Annotated in this window: 9 protein-coding genes; 5 read left to right on the top strand and 4 right to left on the bottom strand. The window is 53.3% G+C overall.

What is annotated here, in order from left to right:
- Positions 1–340: 340 nt before the first annotated feature.
- Positions 341–1819 carry a hypothetical protein gene (locus Q31b_RS18315; RefSeq protein WP_146601110.1) on the top strand — a complete coding sequence of 493 codons (1479 nt, stop codon included), beginning with the start codon at positions 341–343 and terminating at the stop codon, positions 1817–1819.
- Between the two features lie 96 nt (positions 1820–1915).
- On the opposite strand, the gene Q31b_RS18310 is transcribed toward Q31b_RS18315, so the two are convergent.
- The 4 genes from Q31b_RS18310 to Q31b_RS28410 all read right to left on the bottom strand — a co-directional run bounded on the left by Q31b_RS18310 (position 1916) and on the right by Q31b_RS28410 (position 7125).
- Positions 1916–2962, bottom strand: a complete 1047-nt coding sequence (locus Q31b_RS18310) for a hypothetical protein (protein WP_146601109.1) — start codon at positions 2960–2962, stop codon at positions 1916–1918.
- Positions 2959–5205: a hypothetical protein gene (locus tag Q31b_RS18305; RefSeq protein WP_146601108.1), complete on the bottom strand. Its 2247-nt coding sequence runs from the start codon at positions 5203–5205 to the stop codon at positions 2959–2961. Before Q31b_RS18305 ends, Q31b_RS18310 begins: the two co-directional genes overlap by 4 nt.
- On the bottom strand, positions 5202–6665 hold the full coding sequence (locus Q31b_RS18300) for a MotA/TolQ/ExbB proton channel family protein (RefSeq protein WP_197171782.1): 1464 nt from the start codon (positions 6663–6665) through the stop codon (positions 5202–5204). Before Q31b_RS18300 ends, Q31b_RS18305 begins: the two co-directional genes overlap by 4 nt.
- 289 nt (positions 6666–6954) lie before the next feature.
- Positions 6955–7125, bottom strand: coding sequence for a hypothetical protein (locus Q31b_RS28410; protein WP_197171780.1), 171 nt, complete (start codon positions 7123–7125; stop codon positions 6955–6957).
- Between the two features lie 15 nt (positions 7126–7140).
- Between Q31b_RS28410 and Q31b_RS18295 the strand changes: the two genes are divergently transcribed.
- From Q31b_RS18295 to Q31b_RS18280, 4 genes are all read left to right on the top strand, one after another.
- Positions 7141–7656 (top strand): hypothetical protein, encoded by a 516-nt coding sequence (locus Q31b_RS18295; RefSeq protein ID WP_146601106.1) that lies wholly within the window; start codon positions 7141–7143, stop codon positions 7654–7656.
- 151 nt (positions 7657–7807) lie between these two features.
- A complete protein-coding gene (locus Q31b_RS18290) occupies positions 7808–9460 on the top strand; it encodes a DNA-binding protein (protein WP_146601105.1) in 1653 nt (550 codons plus the stop codon).
- Between the two features lie 577 nt (positions 9461–10037).
- Positions 10038–11114, top strand: coding sequence for a Gfo/Idh/MocA family protein (locus Q31b_RS18285; protein WP_146601104.1), 1077 nt, complete (start codon positions 10038–10040; stop codon positions 11112–11114).
- 581 nt (positions 11115–11695) lie between these two features.
- Complete coding sequence (locus Q31b_RS18280) at positions 11696–12238, top strand: peroxiredoxin family protein (protein ID WP_197171778.1); 543 nt, start codon at positions 11696–11698, stop codon at positions 12236–12238.

Genomic DNA, 12238 nt, shown 5'->3' with positions numbered 1-12238 from the left:
AGGAATGGAATAGGGTTCCCAGGATGATTATGCCTGGCAATTCACTCCTGGGCCCCCCCACTACAATGGCAGGCTTCCGTCTGCCGAGAGACTCCGATTGCCGAGAGGCAAGTGGCTTCGAGGCAAGGGGGGGGACCGCAGGCAGCAAAGCCCGAATTTCGGAGCCGTTTCCAAAACGATTTGCCAATTTGATGCGTAGAACCGTTAAAGCTAAAAAATTCCCCCACGTTTGCTCTACAATTGTTAGAATTGGCGGTAGAAAAGAGCTGCTCGGCAAATATGCTGTAGGATTAATCATGCTCCTTTTCCCTCGTTCCTCACACTTTTTGATCGAAAAAAAATGGTTGCACGTGACGATTCAGTCATCCGAGGCAGTTTAATTGCCAGTTTGATTTTCCTGGTACTCTCCTTTGCGCTCAATTTCTTCCTCTGGAAGCAAGCTGACGTGGCATCGAGTGAGGCAGCCCAGATAAGGGAAAAACTGTCGAGTACAGGGAGTGAGCTGAAGAAAATAAGTGATCAATCGGAATTGATGAAAGTCATGCTCGGGCAAGGGAGTATGAGCGAGGCTGAATTCGAGACGCTCAAGCAAAGTTCGAGCGGAGATCCCGCAATGGAAGCGATCGAAAAGCAGTATGTCAAGGATATGTCGCTGTTTGGCGCCGACGTCGATGCTCAGAGCCGAAACTACTCGAAATTGCCCGAGTTTTTGATGAGCACGATTCGTTCTCGAAATGACCAATTCCGCAAAGCGACCGAAGATGTCCAAAAGATTCGGCAACAAGCGGACAACGATATCGCCAACGCCCGAAAAGCTCAGCAAGTCGCTGAACAAAAGGCGCTCGATCTGCAAAAGAAACTGGATTCGGAAAAAGAACTGTTTGTGCAGGATCGCGAACGGATGAATCAAGAGAAAGAGAAAACTCGCGACAGTTTGACGAAGTTGACTCAGGAATATCAAAACCTGAATCGTCAAAAGATTGAAGAAACAACGATGCTGACGCGTAAAAAAGATCAACTGCAAAACACGATTGAGACTCAAAAGTATCAGCTCAACCAGCTTCGTAGCGATGGATTTGAAAACACCCAAGGCCGGATTCGGTTTGTTCGCGGTGACATTGTCACGATCAACCTAGGAGCGGGCGATGCCCTGCGACCAGGTGTCACCTTTGGGGTTATCGCTGGGGATGAAACGAGATTAAAAGATGCGAAAGTCAAAGCGACCATCCAAGTCACCCGTTTGCTTGACGAACATCTCGCCGAAGCTCGCGTCGTCGCTCGACCTGAGATCAAGTACCCGATCATTCCCAACGATCAAATCTACTCTCCATTCTGGGCACCAGGCCGCAAGGTCAAGATTGCCTTGGCCGGCGAAATCGATATCGATGGCGATGGTCGACCCGATAACGAAGCGATCAAGGGCATGGTTCAAGCGGCAGGGGCCGAAGTCGTTGCCGAAGTGTCCACCGCCGGAAATGTGCGAGGAAAACTCGATGCAAGTGTTCGATTCTTGGTGGTTGACGACAAAGCCGACGAACGACAAGAAGATCTTGACGCTTCACAGGTGAAGGCGATCGGCGATATTAAAGCGCGTGCGAACGAACTCGGCCTGACGATCATACCCGCCTGGAAACTTCAAGCTTATCTGAAGACGATCAACGACACCCTGACGACTCCGCTTGGCTCCGCAGCACGCGAGGAAGACTTTGGCCCGCACACCGACATCGGTACGGGCCAACGATACCCGACGGCTCTACCGGAAATCTACACTCGGCAACTTGAAGGATTGCAGAGAGGAAACGAGATCCTGCAGCCGTAGGGCGGTGAAGGTTGTATTGCCGTGGCCTAGGCTTCCAGCCTGGGGAAATTGCAAGACCTAGGCTGGAAGCCTAGGCCACGTCTAAGGAAAGCATCTCTACTGCGCACTCGATCGAGATCCTTGTGGGCTGCCGGTTATCTCGCGGCCCATCGGTAACGGGCGCGCGGCGGCGGCGAAACCACGTGCGTAGAGGTGCTCTTTTAAGTGTCGAAATGCGGCAAAGCTATCTGGATAAACCCACACGGTGATGGTTGTCGTTGCCGGATCACGTCCAGCCAATTCGATATCGAGTTCACTGCCTTCCGTATAGATTTCTTTGATCGGTGTGCCGATGGGCTCTTTGAGTGGCGAGATCGTCATCCCTACCAATGCAACCTTCTTAGCCATGCCGACTTGACCACCTCGGGAAACCATTTCGTGAGACTTCGCCATTTCATAGTGCGCGACATAGCCGCGAATCGGCCCCACCGCTGAATCGAATACTCCATCACGCGATCCGCCTACCGCACGCTCGAATTCGTTCTTGATCTCTTGAATGAGATGTTCAATTGGAACGACGGACAAGCGGTCACCCTTGAGCCGGAAATGGATTTCGTCTCCAAACACTGTCCGGGCCATTGGGGTAGGCAAATGGGTAACAGCGACCACGGGAGTCTTTTCGCCCTCGAGTCGTTCTCTTTGACCTTGAAGTTCCTCTAACCGATTTCTGGTTTCTTCAAATTCGCGATTGCGCTTGGCCATGATGGTTGCTTGCTTATCGAATTTTTCCTTCTCTTCTTCCCAAGACGTTTTCGCAACGGCCAATAAATCCATCAATTGGCGGCGTTGATCTTCGCGTTGAGCGATTTCAGCATCGTATTGTTTGATCGAGGATTCGAGTCGCTCGGAATCAGCAAGCGCCGATGCCGCTCGCATCGCGACATGGCCAAGCGATGCCAATTGCATTTCGCTAGCTGGTTGATTGCCTTCGTCGACAACCCATTCTGCATCCGTCCTTTGTTTGATCTGCTCGATTACCTGGGAGGACTGCGTTCCGAGGACGACGACCAAAATGATAAGGACGCCAACGAGGTTCGCGACGATGTCCAAAAAGGAATCGTGCCCCAGTTCGATCGTGGTTCGGTTGCGTTTTGGCTGGCTCATCGGTTACTCCTGGGTTGTGCCGGAGCACGATTCACATTGACATTTTCGCCACTACCTCGGACTTCCACGCCGCTGCCACGCATCAATTGTTGAAGTTGTTCGAAACGTTCGCTACCGCCTGGCATGACTTCCACACTGAGTACCGGTTGCCAACGGCCGCCTGGGAAGGTTGGTCCCCAGCCGCTAATTCGTTCACGAACGGCAGCCCCTAAATCGAACGTCGCTTTGGACACATTGCCATCGGAGAAACCAAACACCTCGGTTGCACCACCGGTTGAGGGCGCGATAAGAATGAATTGGTCCTCGTAGCAGACAACCCGGATCGTGCGGACGATTTGGTTGCCTTTCGCGACGGCAACATGCTCAGGAACAGCCCAGTTCTCACCGCGGTTGCTGCGATTGGGCGACGAATTGGGTGAGCGATTGCTGATCGACATGCTGCCGCTCTGCTGAGTTTCCGATGGAGCTGGAGCCGAGCTACTCGCCCCGCCAGCGGATGGTGATCCGATTGCTCCATACTCACCTTCACGCTGTCCACCACTGGCAGCGGAGCCCTGCTGAGCATTCCCACCATGAACCGAATCGCTATCGGCATACGCCCCTTCCGTTTGCAGGCTCTCATTTCCCATGAACGCGTCGGGGGAATCAAAACTCGATCCGGTACTCGATCCGGGCTGCGAACCGTCGGGTTGACCGAGTGTCAAGTCAGAGGGATTTGTGATCGAATCGGCAAACGAACCAGTGCTTGAGGGGGTAGCAGGGTTAGCATGGTGTCTATCTAAGAAGCTACTCATCTCACCATTCGTCGTGCTGCCATCACCCGGTGTTCTCAGCCCGCTGGCACTGCCTAGCAAAAGTTCTTCCGCTGACTGATCCTCTCTCATACCACTGGGCAGTGTTGTCATGGCCTCGGAGAGGCCCGACGGCGATCGTAATTCGGATGCGGCTATTTCCATATCGTTTTCAATTCGTTGCATTGACGGAGCACTCATCGCCGAGCCCACACCCTCGCCGTTGGCGTTCGAACCGGTTTGCCCCGATTGGCTCGCGTTTGTAGCAGTCCCATTGCCCGTTGACCAATCGGATTGTTTCCTCGCAGAGTTTCTGCTTGAGTACGAGTTCGCGGAGGACGCGTAATACTCCGATCCACTGGGCATACCGTCAGTCGCTTTATGGAATCCGTTTGCTCGACCTTGTTGATCAAGCTGTTTCGCTGATAGGGTTGGCAGTGGTTTTCGAGCACCTGAATTCGATCCGCGGTTGCCATCGAAAGCGCGCGGGTATCGGCCACGTCCATTCATGGCCAGCCGTGATATCTCCGTGCGAGCTTGTTGGTTGGCGATGGCATCTTGAACAGCCTGATCGATCCGTTTTTTCAGCGCTGGGTCGGGTGGGTTGAATGCTAGTTCCACGTTTTCTGGAACAAGTTCGTACCCGAATTGGTCATCCCAATCCTCCATCGCGCCCCGTGCAGCGGCATAGGTTTCGATTCCATTGGGACGAACAACAAGCAGCGGATAGGGCGAGATTGGATCGCCGTAGTTTTGCAAACAATGATGTCTCACAATGCGCAGCGCAGCATCGATGGGATTGGCACCACGGCTACTCTTTTCGATTTGCTCGGGAGTGATTCGGACGCCTTCGGGCCACAGCATGATGCCGTTCTTGGTACACTCCAAATAGATCGGTCGGCGATCGGTACCATTGGGTCCTTTGTGAGGCACGATGACAACGCGAGGCGTTTGGTTGGCGGTGCTTTCTTTTAGCTTCTCAACCGCTTTTTCTTCTTCTTCGAGCTTCGTCTTCATAAATGCGATCGTCGCTTCATCGATCACTTCAACTTCCTCTTCGCCCGTCGCACGCTTGACTTCGTCGCTCAGCCGCATCAATTCATCTCGAACCCGCTTGAGATGGTCTTCGATGTGCGTAAGGTGATCGCGTTTGGCCCCCAAATCGGCTGCTTGTTCGTCGCGAAACGCAACCACTTGAGCGAGCCGTAGCTCTTCTTCGGCAATCATTGAATCGACTGTTTTCGCGGTGAGCGACGAACCGGCCGAAGCATCGGCTTCCGCCAATTGCTGCTCAGCTTGCTGTGTCGCCTCGGCCACCTTCTGTTCCGCTGTCTTGGTCGCTTTCTGTGCCACGAGGGCTAGAAACAGAATCAGCGTACCGAGCGTACAGACGAGAACAGCGAGGAAGGGAAACAGCGATGGGGATACGGGTTGCCGGCGTCGCCCGCTCATGCTGCACGCCTTTGGTTCGTGTCGTGATCATCCGCATCGACGCGGTGTGCCTCGTCGATCGATTGAGTAAAGATGAACGGCTCGTCTTGCACGTTACCAGAATCGATTGCTCGGCTAGAGTCAGCCATCCGCTGCGACAACACATCGACCGCGCGTGCAAGAATTCGCATCGCATCGGCCATCCCGTCACCCGCCGAGGCTTCGACACTGCGCTCGATTGCGGCATTGGTTTCGCTAAGCTGTTGCAAACTCGAATCGATCGAATGCTGCATTGCAACAAGCTCACCGGCGCGAGTATTCGTTTTGGTCAACGCACTGTACTGATCGACCATCGATTGCTGGACGGTGCTGATTTGTTCGGCATGTTCGGCCAAACTGTCTTGCCACTGTTGCCACTGCTGACTCCAACGATCAGCAGCCACGACGGATGATTGCTCGAGCGATTCGGCGTGGCTTCGCAGTGCCGGTTTCAGCGATTCCTCGAACGCTTCGACAATCTTATTCGTGTCACTTTGGTGAACGCTTTGCCAATGTTCTTTGGCAACATCGATGGTTTGCCGCCATACCGTTGCTTGGCTTTCAATCGATTCGGCCACCGCGACGCGAATGCCTTCGCAAAGGTCGGCAATCAAGGCGACCTGGTTATCGGATGCCTCATCGCTTGGCAGACCGGATGAAACCAAGCTTCCAATTCGTGCATCGATAATCGAGAGCAGTTTTTGCTCGGATCGCTCGATCGGAAACTGCAAGAAAATGGCAACCACCGACAACACCAAGCCGAGTGCCGTTGTATCGAACGCGACATACAAACCGCTCTTCAGTCGATCGACTGCGGCAACACCGTCGGTAAAGTCGAGTCCACCGAGAGTCTGGGTAATTCCGATGACGGTTCCAAGAAACCCAAGCATGGGAATCGCCCAAACGATGATGCGAACAATGCCGAGCGAATCGTAGGCGACGTCAGCATCACGTGCTGACAATTCACGCAAATCATCCGGCAGCTGTTTCGACGTCCCACGCTCGGATTGCCGCGTCAAAACTTCCTCGAGCCGGCGAACCAGGACACTGCCGCGAGTGCGGAGTGGCAGCTCGCGGATTTGGGTCAACCAATGTCGGGCCACGTGCCCAGCGTCATGTGTTTCCAACCATCGCTCGGCAGTGGTCTTGGAATCACGGCTGAGCATCAGGTCTTCATCGCGTAGCGACGAAAGCATGTTCCATTGGATCGTCGTTTGGCAAAACTTTCCGAATAGGATCGCAGCACCAATCGAAAACAGCAGCGTCGCAGCAACGGCGACCGGGTGGCCAAGGAAATAGCGTTCGAGTGGCGGCCAAGCGGTCAATTTCACGACTAAATAGAACGCGCCGGCCATCAGAACGCCGAGGGAGCCCCAGGCAACTCCACTAAACGGGGCACCCGAGCCAGAATCCGTTGATCCATCGGTTTGATAGCGTTTCACGAATGCAGCCTCAGTGATTATGTGCGTAATGCCAGTGGGACAAGGTCGCGAGCGCAGAATCAGCATACTCGCTACCATGGGATCGACCAGAATGACCGGCTCACTTCACCTAAACGTTAAATTTTATCGAGCGTTCTATTTGGGACGCGTCCTGCGACCTTTGGTAGAGCTTTGTCCCAACGAAGGAGCCAGGTTAAGCATCTTTCCTGGCGGTGGCTTCCAGTCGGCTCGGACGGGGGCAAGATGCCCAGCCACTCTTTGCCCAGCCACTCTTTTGCCCAGCCCAAAATCAAGCGGTGGCAAAGCAGCAGGCGTGGTCGCTGGGGGGGGCATCTTGAACCAGGGAAACGAATGTCGCCTTCGAAGCCAAAGTGGGATCGTTTTGATCAGCCCACCGCTGGACCGGCGATTGATTGTCGCTAACATGAAAACCAGTCGTTTCGCAATCATTTCTGTTCATTCAAAATGAATACCCATGCAAAAATCCACCAGAATTCTCGGTTTTGGATCGGTTCGTTCGCTTTCGCTGACCGTCGTGACTGGCGTTTTGTTCATAGTGCTAATCGGTTCAGCAGCTAGGATGGTATCAAGCCAGCAGCCGGACATGCTTGGCGATGGGGATTGGATGGGCGACGCGATGGAGGCGGAAATTCCTGGAAATAGCCAGGATTCTCAAGCGAAACCTGCTCCGGGCGCGGTCGTAGGGACGGCTCAGGGGATGCAGAATGTGCTTGCGCAAACCGCTGCTCGCCCCTTCCAAGTGGGTGCTGCGGGCGACATGATCGGTTTTTCCCATTCTGACGGCACAGGAAGTCAGACAATTACGCTAATCAATACGAGAAAATCTTGGATGGCCGTGTATCATATTGATAGGTCGGGAACGATACAGTTAACCAGTAGTCGCCCGATTGATGATGATTTTACTCTGCTGCTCAATGCCACCAGCCCATTGCCGGAGGAAATTCGCCGTATGAACGGGAAAGGAAAATGAGCCGTACAGTGAACGCGGAGCCGCATTGTGAACGCGGAGCCGCGGGAAATGCGTCAATAGTAGAATGGATTGTTGATTCGCGACGGATTGCAGTTACTGTGTACTAATTGTATTTGCTGTAAATAGCGAAAACCTGGAGCCAAGAAGCCTCATGGCTGACTATCTATCCTTAGAAGATGCTGCGAAGAAACTCGGAATTTCGACCGACCGATTGGTAGAACTGCGTAGCCAAGGCCAAGTTCGTGGCTTCCGTGATGGGGCAAGTTGGAAATTCCCCGTCGATGCCATTGACAACCTGGCAGACGAATTGGCTGATTCTCGCGGAGGTTCGGGCGATTTAGTGGGTGACTTCGGTTACGACTCTGGCATGTCGGTTGAAAGCGGGGCAAAAATCATTGGCGGTGATGAGCCGCAAGGGGATGGCGGCAGCGATATTGAAGTCGGTGGCGAAACGAGCGCCGACGGCAGCGGTGGCAGTGATGTCAATTTAGTCGCAAGTCTGTCCGACGATGGCGAAGGTAGCGATGTCTCACTCGTTGCCAGCGACGACGATAAAGAGGGGATCTCGGACAGTGACTTCCTATTCGATGAGGACAAAAACCCGATCGTAGAAATCGATTCCGCTGAATTGCAGCTCGATGGTCCTGCTATCGAACACGATTCGGCGATGCTAGATATATCGGGTGACGGGGAGGGTTCGGACGTCAGTCTCGATGATGTGCTCAAAGAAGCTGCTGACAGCAGTAAGAGTGGTTTGAGTTTCTCTGGGATCAGTGAAGAGGACAGCGACGACGTTTTAATTGGTGAGGATGACGAAGATTCCGTCGATGTTTTGGTCGATGAAGCGGCTTTATCCAAGTCGGGTTCAGCCGCCAGCGCATCGGGGATGAGCAGTCTCGAATTGATGGATGATCTGGATTCGCCAATTGATGTGAAAGGCAACACCGATGACGCTTTGAAAGCAAGCGGTGATGTACTGAGCGAATTGGATCTTCTCGGCGGCGAACAAAGCGGTAGTGGCTTGATCTCGGGCGATAGCGAAGATTTACTCGCTTCATCGAGTCTAGGCAGCAGTTTAGAACTGATGGGAATGAGCGACGAAAGCAGCGATGATTTGATGATCGCCGACGATGATGATGATTTGGTGATTAGTTCTGCCGAAAGCGACTTGTCGGTTGCCGGTGATAGCGGCATCAACTTGATGAGTCCCTCCGATAGCGGTTTGTCCCTTGAGAGTGAACCACTTGATCTGGCCAGTAGCAGCATTTCTTCGCTCGATCTTGGCAAGGATGACGGCAATGGCAGTGGCAGTGGCGTTGATTTTCAAGCGGATGAAGATTTCCAATTGTCGCCGTCCGGCATCGGCCTCGAGGCAGAACCAGAAAGCGGCTCGCAAGTGATCGAGGTCGAGGACTCTCAACCGATCGATGTCGAAGTGGCCGCGTTTGATGATCCGGCCGTCGGTTTACCTGGTGACGAATTCGGTGCCGAAGCGGTCGACGGATTTACGGATGCCGGCGGATTCGACGATGGCGATGGATTTGGGCAAGAAGCCGAAGAGGTCGGCATCGAATCAACCAGCAGCCGAGCTGCCGTTGGTGCGGCAGCGACTGGTACCATCGGCTACGAGGTTCCTTTCTCACTCTTGCAATGCGTTGCACTCGTGATGATCATCGCGATCATGAGTTTAGGCGGCATGTTGATGACCGACCTGCTTCGAAACATGTGGACGTACACCGAACCATCGGCACCCGTTAGCTCGTTGACCGATTCGCTCATCAGTTTGATGGGCTTGAATCCATAGCCCACGAGGCATTTTCCTCTACAATGTAACCTGGCGATCGGCAAATCGGTCAGGAGTGGAGGAGTTCTCGCTTGACCACGCGATCACGCGTGCGCCGCCGCCACAGCAGACGGATCATTCTTGCTATTGCGGGGTCGTGACTTCATTGGGGCGTCAAGAAAACTTGTTTCCAAGCATCCGACTGGCCACCCGGCGGCTGGCCACACGGCGGCTGGGGACACGGCGGCTGGCCACACGGCGGCTGGGGACACGGCGGCTGGGGACTTTCAAGGGCGAACCTGCGAAAGAAGGGCGTGATGGACCGATAGCCTGTTTCTACTTTTTTCGCAAAGACCTATAATCCTACCTCCCGGAATGTCCGCAATGGAATGAGCAAAGTAGGCGTTAATAGTGACCACCGGTGGTTACCGCTCTACAACTCGCTGAGTGGGACGTTTCTGATTTGCCGAATAAGAGCATCCGCAAAATCGCCGTGATCTCTAGACACCGGCATCTCTTACTGGGGAGGTTGGAATCGAGGCTCTCGCCAATTTGGACCTCAATCATTATTACCGTAGAACAACAAGGCATAACCACGATGGCCAAGTACAAAGTAGTCGGAATCAATTTTGACCATTTCCACATGGGCGACTTACTGCGTCACGCTTACGATCATCCCGAAGTCGAACTCGTTGGAATTTGTGACCTGCAGCCTGAGCGAATGCTCGATGCGGTGAAAGCCTTTTCGCTTTCGGAGGATGCAGTCTTTACCGACTATCAAAAATGCCTGGAAACGACGCAGCCCGATTTGGCGATCCTTTGCCCCGCCGCAGCGGAGCATGGCGAATGGGTTGAAAAAGTAGCACCGTTTGGGTGTGATATCATGGTCGAAAAACCATTTGCCGCAACGCTTGCCGAGGCCGATCGAATGATTGCCGCGATGAATGCATCGGGTCGACGGTTGGCAATCAATTGGCCTCTGGCGTGGATGCCATCCCATTGCACCGCCAAACGTTTAATTGACGAAGGCCAAATCGGCGATGTCATCGAAGTGCATCATTACGGGGGTAACCGCGGTCCCCTTTGGCACGTCGCCGACAAAATCGAGCGAACGAAGGAACAAGTGGACAAGGAGAAGCCGAATAGCTGGTTCTATAAAGCGAGCGCGGGTGGTGGATCGCTTCTCGATTACGCTGGCTATGGAACAACCCTAGCCACTTGGTACATGAACGGACGCAAGCCGATCGAAGTCACGTGCGTCGTCGACCAACCGGTCGGCCTCGAGGTTGACGAGCATAGTATCATCATTTGTCGCTATGAGTCGGGACTTTCTAAAATGGAAACGCGATGGGGAACGTTCACCGATCCATGGACCCATCAGCCGCAGCCAAAGTGTGGTTTCGTGATCGTTGGAACCGATGGCACGATCTCGTCGTTGGACTATGGCAAAACCATCAACATTCAAACTCGCGATTGCCCCGAAGGGAAACCGGTGCCTTCGGACGTATTGCAAGCACCAAGGCAAGACCCGGTTCAGTATATGGTGAATTTATTTAACGAGGAACGCGATGTTGAAGGCATTCTAAGTACCAAGATTAGTCGTATTGGCCAACAGATTGTTGATTCCGCTGTTCGCAGTGCCAACGAAAAACGAACCGTTTCATTGCTCAATTAGCCGCGGCGAAAGCAATGTTGCCGTTCGACTTTCTTCCCCGTCGTCTTTGTAGCCGCGTAGCCGCGTCTCGGGGTTTATGCCATCTTTGGATCGAATGGTCTGTACGGCGACGATTGGGATGGAAGCGAAATGAGGTCACGCAACGATTTTGGCAAGATGGAAGCTCGCTACACCTGTGTTGGCTATTGAGCCGATATTTATGCGTGGGGAATGACACCTGGCTGGCATCGAGAATGAGCGGAACGCTCCCACCCTGCGGTGTGCGGTTTCGGTTGGGTCGGGATTTGATTCCTATAACATGGGTTGATGCAGAAAATATGGACTCGGCAACACTCCCTAAGCCGCTACAATCAGAGAGTGTAGCCGTCTTCTAAATGTACTTTCGTCGAGCGAAGGCGACCCTCTCTTGGAGAATCTCATGGATTCGCCAAGTCGCCAGCATGATCTACAACCGCCTCTGTGAACCTATTGCCAGAATGAAAAAGTCATTTACCAAACAAACTCTTTTCGGAATGTCGGTTTTCCCAAGCTCTGCAGTAGTGGCTCTATGTATACTTTTCGTTGCGAACGGATGCGACACGATGCCCAATGACGGCATCCGCTTCACGGACGTTGCCCAGTCACAGCCAATCACGGTTGACGATTTTTCAGACCTGACGTTCACGAATGAAGCTGGGATCACAGTCAAATTGGCAGATATCATGTCGAAGGATTACCTCGTTTTGGTGATCACCCGAGGCTGGAACAATGGCGTTTGCATTTATTGTGTCTCGCAAACGTCGAGGTGGGCACGTCGCTACGAGGAACTTGCGGAATACAACGCTCAGCTAGCGGTTGTGTTCCCGGTTGAAACGCAAACCGATGCAACTCATTCGAGCGATTTGAGTTCTCGCATTCGGAAAGCTCCGATTGACAATGATCGCATTCCCTTTCCGATTTTGTTGGATGTGAATCTAGCAGGCGTCGACCAACTCGGGATTCGATCACAGCTTGCCAAGCCGTCGACCTACATTATCGACCGAAAGGGACGCGTTCGGTTTGCCTACGTTGGTGAATCGATCGCTGACCGTCCCACGGTCGATTCCATTCTAAGTCAACTCAGCCAAATCGTGTCCAGTCAATAG

Origin of the sequence: Novipirellula aureliae, from assembly GCF_007860185.1 — a bacterium.
Classification (GTDB): Bacteria; Planctomycetota; Planctomycetia; order Pirellulales; family Pirellulaceae; genus Novipirellula_A; species Novipirellula_A aureliae.
Note: the sequence above shows the minus strand (reverse complement) of the source record. Positions and strands in the feature narration are given on the sequence as shown.

Bases quoted from the DNA above. Each gene is read 5' to 3' on its own strand.
- Q31b_RS18315 (WP_146601110.1), top strand. From the start codon at position 341: ATGGTTGCACGTGACGATTCAGTCATCCGAGGCAGTTTAATTGCCAGT.
- Q31b_RS18310 (WP_146601109.1), bottom strand. From the start codon at position 2,962: ATGAGCCAGCCAAAACGCAACCGAACCACGATCGAACTGGGGCACGAT.
- Q31b_RS18305 (WP_146601108.1), bottom strand. From the start codon at position 5,205: ATGAGCGGGCGACGCCGGCAACCCGTATCCCCATCGCTGTTTCCCTTC.
- Q31b_RS28410 (WP_197171780.1), bottom strand. From the start codon at position 7,125: ATGAACAGAAATGATTGCGAAACGACTGGTTTTCATGTTAGCGACAAT.
- Q31b_RS18295 (WP_146601106.1), top strand. From the start codon at position 7,141: ATGCAAAAATCCACCAGAATTCTCGGTTTTGGATCGGTTCGTTCGCTT.
- Q31b_RS18290 (WP_146601105.1), top strand. From the start codon at position 7,808: ATGGCTGACTATCTATCCTTAGAAGATGCTGCGAAGAAACTCGGAATT.
- Q31b_RS18285 (WP_146601104.1), top strand. From the start codon at position 10,038: ATGGCCAAGTACAAAGTAGTCGGAATCAATTTTGACCATTTCCACATG.
- Q31b_RS18280 (WP_197171778.1), top strand. From the start codon at position 11,696: ATGCCCAATGACGGCATCCGCTTCACGGACGTTGCCCAGTCACAGCCA.